The sequence below is a fragment of the Exiguobacterium sp. 8H genome, from assembly GCF_902506255.1.
GTDB classification, from domain to species: domain Bacteria; phylum Bacillota; class Bacilli; order Exiguobacteriales; family Exiguobacteriaceae; genus Exiguobacterium; species Exiguobacterium profundum.
In genome coordinates, this window is the sequence record NZ_LR733429.1 from 1,655,638 (window position 1) to 1,675,049 (window position 19,412).

Annotated in this window: 17 protein-coding genes; 5 read left to right on the forward strand and 12 right to left on the reverse strand. The window is 49.7% G+C overall.

What is annotated here, in order from left to right; genetic code table 11:
• The first annotated feature begins 47 nt into the window (after window positions 1-47).
• Together GVY43_RS08460 and GVY43_RS08465 are read left to right on the forward strand one after the other, a co-directional pair.
• Entirely contained in the window at window positions 48-737 is a 690-nt protein-coding gene (locus GVY43_RS08460) for a response regulator transcription factor (protein WP_074035939.1), read from the forward strand.
• A gap of 12 nt (window positions 738-749) precedes the next feature.
• On the forward strand, window positions 750-2,123 hold the full coding sequence (locus GVY43_RS08465; protein ID WP_306462364.1) for a HAMP domain-containing sensor histidine kinase: 1,374 nt from the start codon (window positions 750-752) through the stop codon (window positions 2,121-2,123).
• Between the two features lie 93 nt (window positions 2,124-2,216).
• Here GVY43_RS08465 and GVY43_RS08470 read toward each other — a convergent pair whose 3' ends face one another.
• Together GVY43_RS08470 and GVY43_RS08475 are read right to left on the reverse strand one after the other, a co-directional pair.
• On the reverse strand, window positions 2,217-2,870 hold the full coding sequence (locus GVY43_RS08470) for a hypothetical protein (RefSeq protein ID WP_159562875.1): 654 nt from the start codon (window positions 2,868-2,870) through the stop codon (window positions 2,217-2,219).
• 81 nt (window positions 2,871-2,951) lie between these two features.
• The gene (locus tag GVY43_RS08475) at window positions 2,952-4,799 is read right to left on the reverse strand and encodes a GGDEF and EAL domain-containing protein (RefSeq protein ID WP_159562876.1); all 1,848 of its coding nucleotides are present in this window, start codon (window positions 4,797-4,799) and stop codon (window positions 2,952-2,954) included.
• A 281-nt stretch (window positions 4,800-5,080) separates the two neighbouring features.
• Here GVY43_RS08475 and GVY43_RS08480 point away from each other — a divergent pair, with 281 nt between their 5' ends.
• Both GVY43_RS08480 and GVY43_RS08485 read left to right on the forward strand, forming a co-directional pair.
• Complete coding sequence (locus tag GVY43_RS08480; RefSeq protein WP_159562877.1) at window positions 5,081-6,853, forward strand: C40 family peptidase; 1,773 nt, start codon at window positions 5,081-5,083, stop codon at window positions 6,851-6,853.
• 112 nt (window positions 6,854-6,965) lie between these two features.
• The gene (locus tag GVY43_RS08485) at window positions 6,966-9,662 is read left to right on the forward strand and encodes an EAL domain-containing protein (protein ID WP_159562878.1); all 2,697 of its coding nucleotides are present in this window, start codon (window positions 6,966-6,968) and stop codon (window positions 9,660-9,662) included.
• A gap of 12 nt (window positions 9,663-9,674) precedes the next feature.
• Here GVY43_RS08485 and GVY43_RS08490 read toward each other — a convergent pair whose 3' ends face one another.
• Together GVY43_RS08490 and GVY43_RS08495 are read right to left on the reverse strand one after the other, a co-directional pair.
• Entirely contained in the window at window positions 9,675-10,403 is a 729-nt protein-coding gene (locus GVY43_RS08490) for a DUF3784 domain-containing protein (RefSeq protein WP_159562879.1), read from the reverse strand.
• 97 nt (window positions 10,404-10,500) lie between these two features.
• On the reverse strand, window positions 10,501-11,742 hold the full coding sequence (locus GVY43_RS08495) for a UDP-glucose/GDP-mannose dehydrogenase family protein (RefSeq protein ID WP_159562880.1): 1,242 nt from the start codon (window positions 11,740-11,742) through the stop codon (window positions 10,501-10,503).
• 104 nt (window positions 11,743-11,846) lie between these two features.
• On the opposite strand from GVY43_RS08495, the gene GVY43_RS08500 reads away from it, so the two are divergent.
• A complete protein-coding gene (locus tag GVY43_RS08500) occupies window positions 11,847-12,107 on the forward strand; it encodes a hypothetical protein (protein ID WP_031422447.1) in 261 nt (86 codons plus the stop codon).
• 145 nt (window positions 12,108-12,252) lie between these two features.
• On the opposite strand, the gene GVY43_RS08505 is transcribed toward GVY43_RS08500, so the two are convergent.
• From GVY43_RS08505 to GVY43_RS08540, 8 genes are read right to left on the reverse strand one after another with little or no spacing between them, the layout of a single operon-like run.
• Entirely contained in the window at window positions 12,253-12,669 is a 417-nt protein-coding gene (locus GVY43_RS08505) for an N-acetyltransferase (protein ID WP_159562881.1), read from the reverse strand.
• Window positions 12,669-13,607: a hypothetical protein gene (locus tag GVY43_RS08510; RefSeq protein ID WP_159562882.1), complete on the reverse strand. Its 939-nt coding sequence runs from the start codon at window positions 13,605-13,607 to the stop codon at window positions 12,669-12,671. The genes GVY43_RS08505 and GVY43_RS08510 overlap by 1 nt, the downstream gene beginning before the upstream one ends.
• Window positions 13,604-14,569, reverse strand: coding sequence for a glycosylase (locus GVY43_RS08515; RefSeq protein ID WP_159562883.1), 966 nt, complete (start codon window positions 14,567-14,569; stop codon window positions 13,604-13,606). Before GVY43_RS08515 ends, GVY43_RS08510 begins: the two co-directional genes overlap by 4 nt.
• A 48-nt stretch (window positions 14,570-14,617) precedes the next feature.
• A complete protein-coding gene (locus tag GVY43_RS08520) occupies window positions 14,618-15,316 on the reverse strand; it encodes a WbqC family protein (RefSeq protein WP_159562884.1) in 699 nt (232 codons plus the stop codon).
• 14 nt (window positions 15,317-15,330) lie between these two features.
• The gene (locus GVY43_RS08525; RefSeq protein WP_159562885.1) at window positions 15,331-16,311 is read right to left on the reverse strand and encodes a glycosyltransferase; all 981 of its coding nucleotides are present in this window, start codon (window positions 16,309-16,311) and stop codon (window positions 15,331-15,333) included.
• 41 nt (window positions 16,312-16,352) lie between these two features.
• Complete coding sequence (gene rfbB / locus GVY43_RS08530; RefSeq protein WP_159562886.1) at window positions 16,353-17,405, reverse strand: dTDP-glucose 4,6-dehydratase; 1,053 nt, start codon at window positions 17,403-17,405, stop codon at window positions 16,353-16,355.
• Complete coding sequence (gene rfbA, locus GVY43_RS08535) at window positions 17,311-18,282, reverse strand: glucose-1-phosphate thymidylyltransferase RfbA (protein ID WP_159562887.1); 972 nt, start codon at window positions 18,280-18,282, stop codon at window positions 17,311-17,313. The genes rfbB and rfbA overlap by 95 nt, the downstream gene beginning before the upstream one ends.
• Window positions 18,279-19,400 (reverse strand): DegT/DnrJ/EryC1/StrS aminotransferase family protein, encoded by a 1,122-nt coding sequence (locus tag GVY43_RS08540; RefSeq protein WP_159562888.1) that lies wholly within the window; start codon window positions 19,398-19,400, stop codon window positions 18,279-18,281. Before GVY43_RS08540 ends, rfbA begins: the two co-directional genes overlap by 4 nt.
• Between the last annotated feature and the right edge of the window lie 12 nt (window positions 19,401-19,412).

Consider the following 19,412-nt stretch of genomic DNA (forward strand, 5'->3'; position numbering starts at 1 on the left):
TACCTTACAAAATCCTTACGTGATATGCTTAGAAAGAGGTGATGACGATGGAACAGCCACGGATTCTCATCGTGGATGATGAACAAGATTTATGTATATTGATTCAACGCGCGCTTGAAAAAGAAGGATTTCATGAGATTCGGACCGCTCACACATTGAAAGACGGATTTGATGTCTTCGAGACGTTCCGCCCTCACTTGGCGATCTTAGACGTCATGTTACCGGACGGAGAAGGCTATCAGCTCTGCCAACAGATGCGAGCGCAGTCCAACATCCCGATCCTCTTTCTCTCTGCCAAATCGGAAGAGGTCGATAAACTGCTCGGTCTCGCCATCGGTGGAGATGACTACATCACGAAGCCGTTCAGTCCAAAAGAAGTGGCATTCCGTGTAAAGGCTCAGCTCCGACGGGTTTCAATGATGGAAGCACCAATGCCCGAGACGACGACCGTCGGCCCCTTTCAAATGAATGAAGACGAGACGGAAGTGTATGTGAACGGGGAACGATTGGAGTTGACGGCTAAAGAAGTCGGTCTTCTCGCCTGCTTTTTACGAAACCCGAACCGGATTCTCAGCAAGGAGACGCTCTTCACGCAAGTGTGGGGTGAGTCATTCTTCGGATCCGACAACACGGTCATGGTACACATCCGACGTCTCCGTGAAAAAGTCGAACCGAATCCATCTGATCCGACATATATCAAGACGGTCAAGGGACTTGGCTATCGGTTGACGGTGTAAGGAGCGATCATGATGAAATGGAAACTGACCGGTCGCTATTTGTTGTCGATTCTCCTTATTGTCGCGCTCGTCGTCTTCTTGAACATTACAATCTTATTCGGCCTCCTTATCAATGACCGAACGGGACTTGATGATGTCGAGAGCAACGCCGGGGAGACCTTCACCCGAAACTTCAGCACCTATGTATCGCTTGAGGACGGTGAACCCGTTGTGTCAGAAGCCGGGCGGGAAGCTCTTCGCCAAACGGGTGCATTCGTCCGCTTTTTAGATGAGACGGGACGTGTCGTCAGCGAGGTCGACGCCCCGAGTGGATTACCAGACGCCTATTCTCCAATCGAATTGATTCAAATGTATAAATATATGGATGATGACCTCCGACTCTACTTCATCGGGGAGTATGAATCGTACAGCTATCTCATCGGTGTGCCGGAGGCAAATGAGCGTCGGGTGCTCTTTATGTTAGACGAACAGGCAGTCCTTTCGTATATCACGAAGGCGTTCTTCTGGATTCTAGTTGTCGATTTACTTGTCGCCGCCTTGATCGGTTTATTGTTCAGTTCACGATTGACGCGCCCTGTATATCGCTTGACCGAACGGATTCAACAGCTGAAGCAACGTGATTTTTCGACTACCGAACCGAAGCAGTCAGGGATTTACCGTCCTGTTTTCTATGACTTGAATGCCGTCTCACAGACACTTAAAACGTATGAACGTCAGCGCGAAGAACTCGAAGAACGTCGAAAAGAGTGGATGAGCAACGTATCGCACGACCTGAAGACCCCGCTCGCCTCCATCCAAGGCTACGCCGAACTACTTGATGATGATTCGTTAGATGACACCGAGCACAGACAATACGTACATGTGATTGAACGACAGGCTAAGTATATGAAGGAACTGCTCGACGATTTCAATTTGACGATGCGTCTGCAACACGGCGATTTCCCACTTACGCTCGAAGAGACAAACCTCGAGCCGTTCGTTCGTGAGCTCGTCATCGACGTGTTGAACGATTCTCGCTTTGGGGAGCGTCACATCGAGTTTGAGGCGACTCAAGCAGCGACCGTCTCGCTCGATCGTCACTTTATGAAGCGAGCCTTGCTCAACTTCTTGTATAATGCTCTTCTCCATAATGACGATTCGGTGCACGTGACGGTCCACATCGAGGGTGACGTCGTGACGATTGGAGATGATGGAAATGGGATTGCAGAATCCGAATTGCCTTATATCTTTGAACGCTATTACCGAGGCACGAATACAGACGACGCACGCGGGAGTGGTCTCGGCATGGCCATCTCACGGGACATCATCGAAGCCCACGGCGGGAAAATAGAAGTCGACAGTGCACCGGGACACGGCACCACAATTCGAATCACATTCATGCCATAGCAAAAGGGACGCTCAGGCGTCCTTTGCAGACTATAGACAAAAAGCACCTACTTCATTTCAACGCGAATAAAGTAGATGCTTTTCTTTTTATATTTAAAAAGGCAGAAACGACAGGATGCCAGTTTCTTTAAAAATGAAGAATATGATAACCGTAGAAACAGTTAAAATGATTCGACGTTCTGTTATCTTAAAAAATATTGAATAAAGCACAACCGCAGTCACAAGATTAAATCCACTTTGAATATCGATACCAAAGTAGTGAATACGTACTTGAGCTGCTTCAGTATTAAATAAGAGATCTGGAAGAAAATAGTAGCCTTGGTTGAATAGAAAGGCAGTAGGTATTGAACCTAGAATAGCGGCGCCTATCCCTCTTTTACCGGCATTCCAAATGATTAACGCATAGACAGAGGATAGGACTGCGATAGTTAGCCATATTCCAAATAGTTGATAAGGTAAGAATCCTAAGTTCAAATAGAACATTAGGTAATAAGCTAAAACTGTGGAAACAAGCAAAATAATCGAATGAATGGAAGCGTTTAATCGTGACTTGCTAAACACAGCTACTAATGTCACTAGGAATAGCCAAAACTCAAGTGTAGTATCAAAATCAATCAAAGGGGAACTACTCGCATATTGATCTAAGCATCCCAAGAAAATTCCCAATAACCCTAACAAGATATAATTCTTGAATTGGCTAAAAAAAGTAATTTCATGAGTTGACTGTTGTGGCGTTGAGCTATTCATATGTATTTGAGTCCCCAATCTAAACTTTAGGTAAGTTATAAGAGTGAAAGATATTGATATATACAATTCTAAAAGGGACGCTCAGGCGTCCCTTTTCTGTGTCGTATAGTCAACAATCCATTCTTCAAGTTCTTCAAGCGGTAACGGTCTAGAGAAATAATATCCTTGCATCTCGTCACAGCCGAGTTCGCGTAACGCGTTCCATTGTTCAAGCGTCTCGACACCTTCGCACACCGTCTTCAAATTCAAGCCACGTGCCAAATCGACAATCGATTCGACGATGACGTTGCCGGTCGGGTCATTCTCGGTCACTTGAATGAACTGGCGATCGATTTTTATCTCATGAATCGGATAATGCTTCAAGTAGACGAACGCCGAGAACCCTGTCCCGAAGTCGTCAATCGAGATGGAAAAACCTTCTTCTCGGAATGCAACAAAACGATCGATGACGTGCTTCTGGTTCTCCATCCCGACGCTTTCCGTGATTTCTAAGGTCAAATAACTCGTACTGACCCCTTCTTCCCGTGCGATTTGGGCAAACTTTTCGACGACCCCTTCGGATAAGAAGTGACGCGCCGATAAATTGAGGGCGAGTTCATACCGGTCTCCCCGTTCATGCCAACGTTTGAGTTGGCGACAAGCCGTCACGAACGCCCATTCCTCTAAGTCGATGATGACACCCGTTGATTCGGCAAGCGGAATGAAGTCGAGCGGCGGCACGAGACCTCGCTCTGGGTGATTCCAGCGCATCAACCCTTCAAACCCTTTCAGTTTACCTGAGGAAGCATTCACTTTCGGTTGGAAATACAGTTCAAACTGACCTGATATCACACCAGTACGTAAATTCATCTCTAACAAGAGTCTCTCAGATGCTTCTTGCGCCATGGCCTCTTCAAAAAACTTGATGACCCCACGTTTCTCATCTGATTGACCTGCAACGACACGTGTTGTATGAATCATATCCAAAGTAGATCGACTTTCATGTTCAATGGAGATGAATGCGCTCGTCGTCAGTACAACGTCCAATTCATTGACTCGATATGGCGCACGCGTCACTTGCTCGCATAAATGTTCTGCAAACGAACGTATTTTCCTCCGTTCCCCGTAAGGTACCCAAATGACAAATCCCGATTGCGAGGTACGTGCCATCCTAGATTCATCGATTACTGCTCGCAGTCGTTTCGCCATTTCTTTCACGATCAAATTCGATGTTTCGGTTCCAATCGCATCCTCAATAGACCGAAAATCGTCTGCTCGAATATATAAAACTGCTCCTAAAAACCCTCTCGCTTGTTGACGTAATTGATCGACTTCCTCGACAAATGCATATTTGTTCATCAAACCTGTCAGTTCGTCCGTGTAGGCTAACTGATGAATCCGTTCATCCACAAGCTGCCGGTCAAGCCGGAAGTACAGGATGGCAATAAAATCCGCAAGTGTACTCACAATCAATTCCTCAAGATAGTTCCACTCCCGAGGCAGAAACGTCTCGCAACAAATCACACCTGTGGCACGATTGTTTGCATAAATCGGAGCATCTAGCATGGAGTACACACGCTTTCCTTCTACGAAGTACTCTTTGTACAAGTCCTTCACCCATGGATGACTGCGAACATCCTCAAACGAAAGGATTCGCTCTGTTTGAAGCGCATCAAAATAGTCAGGCGCGAGTTCACGATGGACCGCCAACTTCGGATGATGTGTCCCTGATTCGTGAGAATAAGCGACTTGACATGAAATAGATCGATGCGATGTATCAAAATGCCAAATCGAGACTGTATCGACTGCCAACATATCGGCGACAATCTCACACATATACAGAATTGCCTCCTGCACCGTTTCTTCCGTTACAATCGGCATCCGTACGAGCGCGAACAGTTTCTCTTGATGTTTACGATATACTCGGTTTGAAAAGTTGTTCTCGATCATCAGTCTGCTACCTCACCCATTTAAATTTGACCTAATGATAGCATGAATCATCCGATACAGCGTTTTCCAAAATTCAACAGAGAGTCAATGCTTGCTTCGTTTTTAAATAAACAAAATTTGAATTTATTCCCATTTATAAATTATTGACCTCCTTTTTAAGAAAGTGGTGTGAATTGACCCTTTGTCCCATTGATTGTCCTTTTCCTCTCACCGTACAATGAACTTGTATTGTTTCACTTGTTGAATTGTTTCGTTCTCACTCTTTGAAAGGATGTGACGCTATGAATCCAAAGTCTGGTCTCACCTATTCATTCGCGGCACTTGCAGCGGTCAGCGTGCTTGCCCACGCAGACGAAGCAGCAGCGGCGAGCACACATACGGTGCGTTCGGGTGATACGTTATGGTCGATCAGTCGGTCCTATGATGTGTCCGTTGCGACGATTAAATCGTTGAACGGTCTCTCTTCCGATAGCATTCGCATCGGTCAAAAACTAAAGCTCACAGGCAGTCCCTCTGCTGCGACAGGTGGTTCCTCGTTAACCACGGCGAGTACGAACCGCGTCACGACGACACACGCATTGAACATGCGCGTCGCGGGCGGAACATGGCATCGCGTCCTCTTGACGATTCCAAAAGGTACGACGCTCACGTCGATTCAATCAAACGGTTCATGGACAAAAGTCAGTTACGGCGGACAGACCGGATGGGTGCATAACGACTATTTGCAAAAGGCATCTATGTCTAACAGTACCGACAAACCAACAACGGTCACACCGAGCTCGACTACAGCTCAAACGAAAGCCAACTTGAATCTGCGTTCGTCGAAGTCTACGAAGACGACCGTATTGCTCACGATTCCAAAAGGCAAAACCGTGACCGTCTTATCTGTCGAAGGGTCATGGTCGAAAGTGAAGTACGGGTCGAAAACAGGATATGTCGCCAATACATATTTAACGACATCAGGAGCGGCGACACCGACAACACCGAGTACAGGACAATCGATCAATCAACAATTCACTACGACGGCAAACTTGAACGTTCGACAAGGTGCAGGCGTCGGTTATCCGCTCGTCACGACCATCCCGAACGGAACCGTCGTCAAAGCGACGAAACAGTCGGGCAGCTGGTACTATGTCACGTATAATGGGAAGTCCGGATACGTGAGCGCCGGTTACTTGAAGCAGACGTCCACGACACCGAGCAACCCGGCTCCGAACGAAGGCGATGCCGGTGCTGGTAATGCGGCTGTCGATTATATCGTCAACACACCGTCCTTGAACGTACGTTCGAGCGCATCGACGAGCGCGACCATCATCGGGAGTGTCAAAGCAGGACAGACGTTGCGCGTCGTCCAGTCGTCAAAAGGCTGGCTTCAAATCTATTACGGGAATACGGTAGGATTTGTCGCCTCGGCTTATGTGAAAACCGTTCCGAAAGGTTCGGCAGACGGCCCGTCTTGGGTTGAAGGTTCTTATGATTCGAATTCATATTATACGTACTATCCGACATCGATTCGATCACAGGCGAACGAGTCGAGTAGCACGGTCGGCTCGACACTTCGGGGAGAACTCTTGAACGTGATCGGAGAGACATCGACCCACTATCGTCTCGCATCAGGATTCGTCGCAAAATCAGCCGTCACTGAAATCAAAGGGCAAAGTGCCCAAGCTACTAGGCTTTCGACCATCGATGTGGCAAAACGCTTCGTCGGCACACCGTACGTATGGGCATCATCAAGCCCGGCAAATGGTGGATTCGATTGCTCAGGACTCATCTATTATGTATTCAATCAATCCGGCGTCAGCATCCCACGGACAAACGTGGCTAATTATTGGGGTGGTGCTTATTTCGGACCTCAATTGCCCAAGTCATTCGTCCCGCAGGCCGGTGACCTCGTCTTCTTCGAAAACACATATACCGCCGGGCCATCGCACATGGGTATCATGATCAATTCCGATACGTTCATCCATGCCGGTTCATCCGGATTAGGATATAACCAAATCAGTAAAGAACCGTATTGGCAGTCACGCTTAATCGGTTATAAACGACCGTGACTTTGGTCACGTTAAAAAACCCGACAAAAGTCGGGTTTTTCTTTCGTTTTGCAGGATTTTTATCGCCTGACCCGAATTCGGAAGTATGATGAAGGAAAAAAGGAGGTGCCGGATGGGCCAACCCCGTTTTGCAAAAATTCCATACCGTACCTACACGATGGTGCTCGCGATTGCTTGTCTCATCGGTGTCCTGTTGTTTGGACTTGGCACGAGTTTTTATTGGCATGAAAAACAAGAAGCCATCGACCAGACGATTACGAATTTGAATCAAGCGGCAGACCTAGCTGGTGTCGAAGCATACGTGTCTCTGTTCGAGGCGGCGACCCGGTATGAGGAGCAGTCGAATCAGACGACATCCTTCCTCTCCACACCGTACAAAGAACGGGCACTCCAATACAATGAGCGTTTATTGAACGACTTTGAGGACGGTGTGAACGAACGGGAACGGGAGACGCTCCAGACGTTCTCAAATGAGTTGAATCAAATTCTCGAGGCAGAACAGTTCGAGGCGGTCCCAACCGATGTCATCAGTTCCATCAATCGACGATGGCTATATCAAGCACTCGAGCAAACGAATCAATCGAATGCGGCATACGAACTGACTGATGCCATCATGCGAATGCAATCGATTCTTATGCGGAATCGTGAAGCCCTCTTCCGTAACCCGATTGATGCAGATCAACTCACAAACACCGTGGATATGATTGTCGGCGAAGCAAAACTTGTTCAAACCATCATTGAATCGAATGAGACACTGCAGTCGAAAGCGGTCATCGACGTGGCGGAAAGCGGGCAGTCCTTTGCGAATATGGCGAATCGCGAGGCGTCTCTAGAAGCTCGTTACGTCAATTCAACGAATGTCTACGAGGACGCCTATGGTGCCCTTCGTTCCATCCGTTCGAGTTCTGAGACGATGCTTCAAGAAGAAAGTAAGCATTATCAAGTCTTAGCCACCACTTCATTCGTGGTGACGTTGCTCTTATCTCTCGGACTCCTATTTCTACTCTACTATACACGCAATCGTTACAATCACGATTTGGCGCATCTCAAGGCACGCGCACTCGCCATCGACCCTAGCCTAGAACCTGTCGAAGCGATGTTTCCGAAAACACATGATTTCCGAGGGATCGAGGACGAGTTACGCGAGATTGCCACGAGTGTCCATTCGACCGTTCATGAACTTGAAAATCGTTCGCAAGATCTCGTGCGCTATCATGAACGTTGGTCGTCCCTCTTCTCTGAGACGGGACTCGCCATCGCACTGATGGATGACTCGTATAATTTAATTGAGCGCAACGAGATGTTTCGGCAGTTTTTCGGTGATCGGAACTTATATGAGATTAATCAATTGTTCACCGAGACGGGTCGCCGCTTGTTCGAGCAAGCGCTCGATGGTGTGACTGAACATGGGACGAGTGCCCAGTTCATCATTCATCTGAAAGGGGAACATCTCCGTTATCTGAATGTGAAACTGACGCCGCTCAAGCGTGAGGAAAAGTTGACGTATTACCTCATCGTCGAAGATGAGACAGACCGGGTCGAACGGGAACGGAAGGTCGACCGTCTCGTCCGTTTCGACTTGGCGACCAACCTCTATAATGAATATGGCTTTATTCGCAAGTGGGAAAAGCAAGAGATTGACGGTGCATTTGTCCTTATCCGGATTCATGACTATCATCATCTCGTTGATTGGTACGACCCTGCGTATGCTGATCTGCTCATGATTGAGTTTGCGCGAGCCGTCGAGTCCCGTCTTTCGAAATATGCCCAACATCTCTTCGGTCGATACCGAGACGACACGTTTATGCTGTATGTCAAAGGCTTCTCGTACGAGGATGAGCACGAGCTGTTGGAGCTCTTCCCGACAGAAGTGACAATCAACCATAAACGTCAAAATGTGCATATTCAAATCGGGGCAACTGAGACGGAATCGACTTACAACGATTGTCTGTTCAAGGCGATGAAGGCGTTACAGCACGCCAAAGAGACACGTACCCCTTCGGTTTGGTATGACTCGGAAATTTTAGCCCAGATGCAACTCGCCGCACTGATTGAACAAGCGCTTCCGGACGCCATCCGAAAAGGAGAATTGACGGTCGCGTATCAACCGCAAGTCGAATTGAAAACCGGTCGCGTCGTCGGCGCGGAAGTGCTCGCTCGTTGGACACATCCTGACATCGGAGTCATCCCACCGAACGAGTTCATTCGCATCGCGGAACGTTCCGATCAAATCTTATGGCTCTCACATAATATTCTCGATCAGACGATTGCCCAGCTCGTCGCATGGCAAGGAACTTCATTTGAAGACATCTCCTTGTCGTTCAACTTGTCGGCCCATTCGGTCGACCCTTCCATCGTAGCGAAGCTCCGGGATTCGATTGAGGTATACCCGTGGCTACCTGACCGATTGAAGATTGAATTGACGGAGTCCTCGGATATCATGTCGTATGCGAGTGAACTCGAACGATTAGAAGACATCTCCGACCTCGGCTATTGCCTATCAATCGACGACTTCGGGACCGGATACGCCTCATTCGAAGCGATTTGGCACCTACCGATTCAAGAAGTGAAAATTGACCGGATGTATGTGAGTGGAAAGGCGAAAGAAAGTACTTCCTTCTTACGTGCCGTCTCTCGCTTTGCGAACGAGCAACAACTAACCGCTCTCGCCGAAGGGATTGAGACCGAAAGCGACCTGTCACGCATGCTTCGTGAAGGGGTCGAACTCGGACAGGGCTTCTACTTCTCACCCGCCCTGGACGCAGTCTCATTCGAATCATGGGTCAACAAAAAGGGACACTCGCATTGAGTGTCCCTTTTTTCAGCGTGAACGAATGTCCTCATATAACTGCCTCGTTTCTTTAAACGAAGACTGATTGAGATAGATTGTTTTGTCTGACCAATCGAGTCGGATCACCGGCTCGACATCACGGTCGATAAAGAGGAGCACATCCTCCCCTGCTTCCGTCCGAAAATGTCCGGTCAGACGTGTTCCCGTATCTGCTCCGTTCGTTCGACGCGCGATATCCGGCAATGTCGTCCATGTCACGTCTTCCACTTCATCAAACGGGACCTCACGACCATAACTGCCTTCAATCACGATCGCTTCATCCGTCACGATCACCTCAGTCGGTTGACTGAACCAAAACATGAGCGCCGGCACACCGACGAGTAAGACGACAGAGACGATGATGATCGGAATGAGACGTTTTTTCCCATCTGGTCTCAAGCGCCCCGCTCCATCGTAGATGTTACCGTCATAGCGCTGCATCCGCCAAAGCATCCCGACAATGAATACCATCAGGGCGAGAAAGAACGGTTCGAGCGGAACGTTCCAACCAGACAGTTCGATGAGCGCAATGATGAGAAAAAGCGCACTAATCCCGTAACACATCCAGGCAATCAGTCGCGCCACTTTTTTGATGTCGACCCGCTCCTGTTTCTCTTTCGACATTGTATTGTATCCAGAGATCAAGTGATACCAACCGAGCCTGTCAACCGCGAAGCCTAACGCGATGACGATTCCTGCCGCTAGAATGAGAATCCACATATGCCTCGCCTCCTCTTCTTTCTATACGTCATGACTGCTACAAAAGATTCACGTCTCGCAAAAACAGGACCGCCTATATGAGCGGTCCTGAACAGTTTTAGTTTGAAGTCGGTGTGTTCGACGGACGTTGCATCCGTCCGATTCCTTCGTATGACACATCGCCCGGATCGCGTGCAAACTTCCATGCGTTTCGTGCATCGATCAATCGACGCTGGCGCATGCCGTTGAAAGCATCCGGTGCCAAGTTCACGATCTCATCCCATTCTGTGACGAGAATGGCATAATCGGCTCCCTTCAGCGCCTCTTCGACCGTCGTCGCTTGTGGATAGTCCCACGTCGCAATCGGATCATACCCGATGACGTCCACGTTACGGGCCACCATGTGGTGAGCGAGTAGAATCGATGGGGCATCTCGCATATCGTCTGTTCCTGGTTTGAATGCCAAACCAAGGATAGCCACACGCATGTTCGGTTCAACGTTCAATTTTGAGAGCACGTACTCGATTTGCGTCTCATTCACTTTCGTCGCCGCCCGGATGACACGTAGGTCGATCTCGTTTTCACTCGCGACGTGTAGGAGTGCGTTCATGTCTTTCGGGAAGCACGAACCTCCGTACCCGATGCCCGCGTTCAAGAACGAACGCCCAATTCGCGGATCGAGTCCCATTCCGTCCGCAATCGTCGAAATGTCAGCGCCAGCTTGATCGGCTAGACGCGACAAGTCGTTCATGAAGCTGATTTTCGTGGCCAAAAAGGCGTTCGAGGCGTATTTGATGAGTTCTGCATTGATCGGTGTCGTACAGATGAGCGGAACGCCAAGGCGTCCGTAGATTCCTGCCAACTCTTCTGCGACTTCGAGGTTTACACACCCGATGACGACACGGTGTGGTTTCATGACGTCTGCGAGCGCGCGTCCTTCTTGTAAAAATTCAGGTACAATCGCAAACGTATGAGAGGGATACATGATGTTCAGTAAATCGGTCGTGCCGGGTGGGACCGAGCTACGAATAACGATTTTATGCTTCGTGTTCAGTTCCGACAAGACTGCTTCGATATAAGATAAGTCACAGCTTCCATCAGACTTGCTCGGTGTCCCGACCGCAAGAATCAAATAGTCGACCTGCTCCGTATCCGCGATTCGGCTTGTCAGGGTGATCTGGTCGGCGTGCTCTTGCAACACCTCTGCCATGCCTGGTTCATGGAATGGCGGGTGTCCACTCATGAGAAGACGTAGCTTCTCTTCGTCCGCTTCAACCCCGATGACGTGATGACCGGCTTTTGCCAAACCACAAAGTGTAGCCAATCCAACGTATCCTAAACCAATAATTCCAAATTTCACATCAGTTCCTCCTTCAATCATCTTTTATAAGCGTACCGAAACACGCCGAAGAAGTGAAGCTTCTAACACTCTCTCGATGTTCTTTGCTATAATGAGTCAAAATGATGGGTGAAAGGACAAACCGCATGGGCTTAATCGCTTTCTTCTTAGTGACATTGTTCGTTTATTTTTGGCTTCCGGTCCGGGGGGGACTGAAAACCTTTTTGCTAGTCTTGATCATGGTGAGCGGATGGCTCTCCATTTTTGAACTCGTCTCGATTCTCGAAGCCCGTCCATGGGTCATCGCGCCAATCCTGATCATCGTTGGATCTGTGATTTGGAAAGTACAACGCGACCGGAAACGAGAGCTCAAGAAAAGTGTTTGACCTCGGTCAGGCGCTTTTTCTTTTTGTCGTATTCGATAAAGCTTATCAGATTCCTGCATTCATCAAAAAATCCTCATACGATGGACGAGGATCAGCTTCGGTTTGTATTTAACTTTCTTATTCTGAAATACGAGAGAGATACGTTTCATAACACGCTCTCCATGACGAGCACATCGTCAATTCGATTGAGCTCGAGGAAGCCGTGTCGCATGTAGAAGGCAATCGCTCGTTCGTTCGTCGCTTCGACGTGCAAGTGAATCTTCCGTTTGTTCGTCTGGATCGCTTCTTCGCATAATGCTTCCAGTAAGGCGTGCCCACTACCGGACGGCGCTTCCGGCAACACGCAAATATGGCTGATGAAGACGATGTCCGTATCCATGTAAGCTGCGATTAGCCCGACGAGACGCCCGTCGTTCCAGATTTCATACGACGTCGCCCGTTCGTGCAGCTTCAAAGCGTATGGCTCTAACTCTACCCGCTCCGACAGCTTGGTCGGGAACAGATGATCACACGCTTCAAGATGCGCCACATAATCAGAAACCGTCCCTTGGTCGCGAGTCATCATACATCCTCCAAGATTGCGACACCAAACCCATGTCGCCCAAACTCGTTCCCGTTATAAAGGAGGTAGTGCCGACCGTCCCACTCGAAGACGTGCGGGTAACATTCCATGTCCGCATCCCATCCGTCGGAACTTCGCTCGAATCCGAGTGCCGTATCATCACGCGTCCAGTCAAACAGATTTTCCGAATAGGCGTAACCTAATCGATATCCGCGTAACGGGTCGGTCCGAAAGCCAAAGGTGTCTCGAAAACAAAAAATCATATGGTAGCGTCCGTGCGCTTCGAACACGGTCGGAAGCGCCTGACTCTCGTCCGCGATCGTATCCGAAACGATTCTTCCGTGACGCTTGAACGTCTGTCCATCTTCTGACGTGGCGAGCGCAATCTTATAGGTCCGTTCCTGGACGCCATCCGGCCCCTCTTTCCATGTCGTCCCGTAAATGTAATACATATAGCATTGTTCCCGTGTGACCACAAAGGGGTCGCCGACGAGAAACGGTTCCTCAATGCTCGCCGATAATATCGGTCCGTCGCCGAGCCGTTCGAACGTCTCTCCCTCGTTCCGACTGACAGTGAGACCAATCCCCGTTTCGACCGACACAGAGTCTCGACGGCTCCAGCCACTCGTATAGCCATAAAGCCCATCACGCGTCCGCGTGACGTGGAATGGGAAGATCCCGTGTTCGTCGAATGTCCCCCGTTTTCCAAGTGGGATGATCTCATCTGTGGACACGTCGATGACGTTGAAATCACGTGTCATGTCCACATATCGGACGTGGCTCTTGAACATGTCACCGTCCGGTTCACGGGTCGAGAAATAGATGCGCACAAAATCCCCGAAGACGAGCGCCTGAGGGGACTGGGCGAACGAGGAATACTCCCCGAAAAATCCATACGGCGCCGGGTCGAAGATGTGTCCGAGTTTTTTCCACTTCATCTCGCTCCCTCCTTGCGCTCCGCGATGCCGAACCCTTCTCGTCCGACTTCATTCCCCAAATAGAGTAAATACCGTTTCCCGTTCAACGTGAACGTGTGGGGGTAGGCGACCATCTCGTCATCGAATCCCGATTCTGTCCGCGAGAATCTCATGACCGAATCGTCACGCGTCCAATGGAGGAAATCCGGAGAAGAGGCATATCCGATTCGATAAGTCCGCTCTGGATTCTTCCGATAATCGGTCGCATCTCGGTAACAGAAAAACATATGATAGCGTCCATCCTCATAAAAGACGTCCGGACTAGCCTGCGCTTCATTCGGAAGTACGCTTTCGATTAAGTCGCGTCCCGCCTTCACCCAAGTGACCCCGTCCTTCGACGTGGCCAGCCGAATCTTATACACCGGTTCAGGACGTTCGCCATCCATGATCCACTCTCGTCCGGCGATATAGAACAAGACCCACGTGTCATGGAAACGCCGAATCTTCGGACCGCTCAAGATGAACGGTTCATCGAGTGTATACGATAGGATTGGTCCTGGACCGACACGCTCAAACGAACGTCCGCCGTCTCGACTGATGGCTTTTCCGATATTCACATTAAACGGAACGGACACAGTACGCGTCCAGCCCCCGTAATAGGCGTGCACCTCATCCCCAACCTCAATCGCCGAGAACGGATAGACACCAAACTCGTCGAACGTCCCACGTGCACCGAGCTCCAGTATCGGTCGTTCACTCACTCGAAGAATCGAGAAATCCTCTTTTGCGACATCCACATACCCGCTGTGACTGACGTATCGTCCATCGATCGGTTTCGGTCGACAACTGAAGTAGATTCGTAAATAGGTATCGCGTTCCAACACACAAGGTCCTTGTGCGAACGCATCCATCCAGTCGAGTGATGCGTCTCGTTGAGGGCTGAAGAAAAGACGTCGATTGGTCCATTCAAATGATGTATTCAACGTGTTCGTCCCCTTTCCCCTAATTGTTGCGGCATCTATCTCGCCCCATTAGACGAGCGTATAGGCATCGAGTAGTTCACGCATTTTCGTCTTCGAATTGAACATCAAGACATCGATGATGGACAAGTTGGGCGTGAACGGATGACCAAATTGAGCATATTCCACAGCATTCATTTGGATAAAATCAAGCGGCACCCCGGATTCCGCGAAACGCTGTTTGTCATAAAGTTCCTGTCCTCCAATCGCATTGATGTAATGCGATGTACGCAAATGATGACAAATCTCGAGTACCAATTGTTCACACTTCAGCGACTTGTCGTAGTCGAGCGAAGAGGCGACCAATAACTCCGTATCCATCTCGAGATAGTCACGCACTTCCGTCAATAACGTTTCTAGATAAGTGGCGACATTGCGTTCCTCATTTTGAATGATTCGTTCAACCATCGGCATGACGTCGGCATAACTTGGTGCGCGTTGATACGCATGGTGCAATAAGCGCAGTTGATAAGTCTCATGAACTGGATCGAGAATCCGCTCATGCTCACGGATCGTACGATGTTGTGTCATATGATCGATTTTCAGATGGATTGGTTTGATGTGTCCCTCGACCAAAATACGGTTTCGATGAATCCATCCTCGTTTCGCAAATTGCACATGGTCCAAAATAACGAACTGGTCCACCGCGTTCATCAATTGAATATAGCCGAGGTATGGGAAGTAGTACGGCTGCATGATTCCTAATTTCATTTGAGCCGCCTCCTTTAACCGAGCTGGAGCGAGCGCATGCGAATCAACCACTCCATCAAGATTGGATGCCGCACCATCAAGTAGGGACGTAGCCGCTCTCTACCGACAAATCGCTCCACATATTGATCATACCGAGGTGACTTCAGCGCTTGAAAATCTCGTCGGAGTCGATGCAACCCGACCTCGAACGATAAGCGAGAGATTTCGATTTCTTGATGAAATCTGCCATTCGTATAGGAATCGAACGCATCCATCATTCGGATGAACGCCTCGATCCGCTCGATGTCGCGCTCCCTGTTTCGTTGACGCCACTTCGTGGTGACCGACCCGGACACACCGAATCGATATACGCTCATCACCTCAGGCATGTAGTAGGCGTAACCTTGGCTTGCGACGTGAAGTTTGAGCGCGCCATCGAATGCGGGCGTATCGCCGATCCAATCTAACAGATGGTCTGTCAGTCCATTTCGGTACAGCATGGACATCGTTGGAATGAAGCCGAGTAGCTGTAACTCCCCGGCATGATAGGTCCGCGGCTCCGTCGAGGCATACTTTCTGTTTTCAGGCATCCATGGGATGACGTGCCATCCGGTATGGAGTGTATCGTCCGTTTCGACATACGCATCATGAAAACAGAGTGTACAGTCCGGGTGGGCTTCCATATAGTCGACTTGTTTCTGCAATTTATGTGGGTCGGTCCAATAGTCATCCCCGTCACAAAGCGCGATGTACTTGCCACGCGACCTCTCTTCGTTCAACAGATTCACCAGCACACCTTGAGAATATTGGTTTTCCGTTTGATAGATGACCCGAATGAGGTTTGGGTGCTGTTCTTCATACTTACGCACGATGTCTGCCGTCCGATCCGTTGAGGCATCCTCATGAATGAGGATTTCAAATTCAAAATCTGTTTCCTGCATCAAAAATCCTTCAATCGTTTTGGCGATGTACGGTTCGTGGTTATACGTGATGCAGTCGATGCTGACCATCACCATGTCGATTCCCTCCTTTCCCGAGATGATAGAACGGCTCCGATTTAGGAAGAGTACATGTCTTGATAATAGGTTTTGTACGCTCCCGAAACGATGCGCTCGACCCATTCCGGATGTGATCGGTACCATTCAATCGTCTCTTCGATTCCATGTTCAAAACTGTAGCGTGGCACCCACCCGAGTTCGTCTTTCATTTTCGTCGCGTCAATGGCATAACGACGGTCGTGACCAGGGCGATCCGTCACGAATTGGATGCGGTCATCGGGTAAGTCAAAAGCCTGTAAAATCGTTCGGACGAGCTCGAGGTTCGTCTTCTCGTTATGTCCGCCGATGTTATAGACTTCTCCGACCTGTCCCTTTTGCCGAACGAGATCAATCGCTTCACAGTGGTCCTGTACATGTAACCAATCTCGGATATGTCCTCCGTCCCCATATACTGGGAGTAGTTGATCGGTCATACAATGGTGCACCATGAGCGGAATCAGTTTCTCGGGGAATTGATACGGACCATAATTGTTGCTGCAACGGGTGATCTTAATCGGTAAGCCGTACGTCTTATGATAGGAACGAACGAGCAAATCAGACCCGGCCTTCGAGGCAGAATAAGGACTGTTCGGGGCGAGGGGGGTCTCTTCTGTAAAGAACCCTGACTCCCCTAGCGACCCATACACCTCATCCGTCGAGACATGGACGAAACAGACATTGTCTCGATAGTCTCGACTGTATTTGTCATCCGGGTACCGTTTCCAATGCCGCATGGCCACATCGAGCAACACTTGTGTACCCAAGATATTCGTCGAGAGGAACAACTCCGGCTCAAGAATACTTCGGTCGACATGCGATTCCGCCGCAAAATGAACGACTTCGTCAATCTCAAAGAGAGAGAACAGTTCATCAATCGCTGGACGGTCACGGATGTCTACTTTCCGAAACACGTAGAGCGGGTCGTGCTCGAACGCCTGTACGTTCTCTAAATTGCCGGCATAGGTCAAAGCGTCGACGTTAAGGATTCGTGACGTTGGATGTTTCTCCCGAAAGTGTTTTATGAAATTTGAACCGATGAACCCGGCTCCGCCAGTCACTAGGATCGTATGCATTGGTCTGTTCTCCTTCCTCTAGAAGCGATATCAAATACTGTCCGTAATCGGTCATCTTGAGCGTCTGACCGATGTCGGCCAATTGCTCTCGCGTGATGAACCCACGACGCCACGCAATCTCCTCCAGACATGCGATATAATAGCCTTGCCGTTCCTGTACCGTCTGTACGAAGATGGAGGCTTTGATCATCCCCTCTGGCGTCCCGGTATCGAGCCATGCCATCCCGCGACCGAACAAGACGACGTTCAACTCGCCTCGTTCCAAATACATTTGATTGATCGACGTGATCTCAAGCTCACCGCGCGGGGACGGCTTTACTTGTTTCGCGAACTCGACGACCTGATTGTCATAAAAGTAGAGCCCCGGTACCGCATAATTGGATTTGGGGACCGCCGGTTTCTCTTCGATGGACAAGACACGACGGTCCGCATCGAACTCGACGACACCGAATGCCCGTGGGTCCTTTACCGGATACCCGAACACCGTCGCGCCTGACTGCCGCTCTTTCGCATCCAGTAAAAAGCGCGTCAAGTTCGGACCATAGAAGACGTTATCCCCTAAGATGAGGCAAACGGAGTCGTCCCCGATGAACGATTCTCCTAAGATGAAAGCATCCGCGAGACCGACCGGACGCTCTTGTACTTGGTACGTAATCGAGATTCCGAGTTGATGCCCGTCACCGAACAGTCGCTCATACCCGGAGATGTCTTTCGGGGTCGAGATCAATAAAATCTCCTTGATGCCGGCGAGCATCAACACCGACATCGGATAATAGATGAGGGGCTTGTCGTAGATCGGCAATAGCTGTTTCGAGACTGCTTTCGTCATCGGGTAGAGACGCGTCCCGTTCCCACCCGCTAGAATGATCCCTTTCATCGTTCATTCCCTCCTTCAAGGATTACGTCACAAATGCGGTCGACCATCTCCATTGTCATGTCCGGATACAGAGGTAACGTGATCACCCGATCCGAGACGTACGTGGCGTTCGGTACGGATGCGTCGAATGCGTAGCAGGAAAAATCGGTCACGAGCGGATAGAAGTACTTCCGGGCGAGAATCCCATGCTGCGCTAAGTATGCCATCATGTCATCGCGTGCCTCTCTCCCTGGCGTGACGAGAACCGGATAGTACGCATAGTTGGACTCGGTTCGTTCATTCCGGAGGTTCAAGCGAAGAAACGAAGCGTCCCTTAAACGGGTATCGTATCGCTCGACCAGACGTTTCCGCTTTTCAATGTCGATATCGATTCGTGGGAGGTTGCAACGTCCCATCGCTGCCTGAAACTCGTTCATCTTGGCGTTGCCCCCGACCGATTCGACGGATTCTGGTCCGGTGATTCCAAAGTTGACGGCTTGATGAATCGCCTCGATGTAACGGGCATCCCGGAACGTGAGCGCCCCACCTTCAATCGTATGAAACACTTTCGTCGCATGAAAGCTGAACATCGTCATATCGCCGAACGTCGAGACATCGCGCCCGTCGTGCCGGACACCGAACGCGTGCGCCGCATCGTAGAGGACATGGAGCCCATGGTGTTTCGCGACTTGTTCAATCGCCTCCACGTCACATACGTTCCCATACACATGAACGGGGAGGATGGCCGTCGTCCGTTCCGTGATCAGCGCCTCGATTTTGTCGACGTCAATCGTATAGTCGACCGGGTTGATGTCACAGAAGACAGGGGTGATTTGTTTTCGGATGAGCGCATGCGTCGTCGAGGCGAACGTGAACGGCGTCGTGATGACCTCACCCGTCAATCCGAGCACGTCAATCGCCGTTTCGAGGGCCAGATGACCGTTCGTCAATAATGAGACGTGCGGGACGTGGAGACGCTGCTCTAACTCTTCTTCTAATGCTCGCACATGCTCGCCACGGTTGCTCAAGTGACGCGATTCCCAAAGGGGACGAATCATCTCGACATACGTATCAAAATCCGGCATACTCGGTCGCGTGACGGGAATGATGGCATCTGTTTCTACATTTGAACCACTCATGGTGAAATCGCC

What these genes read in the sequence shown, in the direction of transcription:
- GVY43_RS08510 (WP_159562882.1), bottom strand. Translation starts at nt 13,607, where the DNA reads ATGAAGTGGAAAAAACTCGGACACATCTTCGACCCGGCGCCGTATGGA.
- GVY43_RS08470 (WP_159562875.1), bottom strand. Translation starts at nt 2,870, where the DNA reads ATGAATAGCTCAACGCCACAACAGTCAACTCATGAAATTACTTTTTTT.
- GVY43_RS08540 (WP_159562888.1), bottom strand. Translation starts at nt 19,400, where the DNA reads ATGAGTGGTTCAAATGTAGAAACAGATGCCATCATTCCCGTCACGCGA.
- GVY43_RS08500 (WP_031422447.1), top strand. Translation starts at nt 11,847, where the DNA reads ATGGGTGAAAGGACAAACCGCATGGGCTTAATCGCTTTCTTCTTAGTG.
- GVY43_RS08520 (WP_159562884.1), bottom strand. Translation starts at nt 15,316, where the DNA reads ATGAAATTAGGAATCATGCAGCCGTACTACTTCCCATACCTCGGCTAT.
- rfbA (WP_159562887.1), bottom strand. Translation starts at nt 18,282, where the DNA reads ATGAAAGGGATCATTCTAGCGGGTGGGAACGGGACGCGTCTCTACCCG.
- GVY43_RS08465 (WP_306462364.1), top strand. Translation starts at nt 750, where the DNA reads ATGAAATGGAAACTGACCGGTCGCTATTTGTTGTCGATTCTCCTTATT.
- GVY43_RS08485 (WP_159562878.1), top strand. Translation starts at nt 6,966, where the DNA reads ATGGGCCAACCCCGTTTTGCAAAAATTCCATACCGTACCTACACGATG.
- GVY43_RS08480 (WP_159562877.1), top strand. Translation starts at nt 5,081, where the DNA reads ATGAATCCAAAGTCTGGTCTCACCTATTCATTCGCGGCACTTGCAGCG.
- GVY43_RS08505 (WP_159562881.1), bottom strand. Translation starts at nt 12,669, where the DNA reads ATGACTCGCGACCAAGGGACGGTTTCTGATTATGTGGCGCATCTTGAA.
- GVY43_RS08460 (WP_074035939.1), top strand. Translation starts at nt 48, where the DNA reads ATGGAACAGCCACGGATTCTCATCGTGGATGATGAACAAGATTTATGT.
- GVY43_RS08490 (WP_159562879.1), bottom strand. Translation starts at nt 10,403, where the DNA reads ATGTGGATTCTCATTCTAGCGGCAGGAATCGTCATCGCGTTAGGCTTC.
- GVY43_RS08475 (WP_159562876.1), bottom strand. Translation starts at nt 4,799, where the DNA reads ATGATCGAGAACAACTTTTCAAACCGAGTATATCGTAAACATCAAGAG.
- GVY43_RS08525 (WP_159562885.1), bottom strand. Translation starts at nt 16,311, where the DNA reads ATGGTGATGGTCAGCATCGACTGCATCACGTATAACCACGAACCGTAC.
- rfbB (WP_159562886.1), bottom strand. Translation starts at nt 17,405, where the DNA reads ATGCATACGATCCTAGTGACTGGCGGAGCCGGGTTCATCGGTTCAAAT.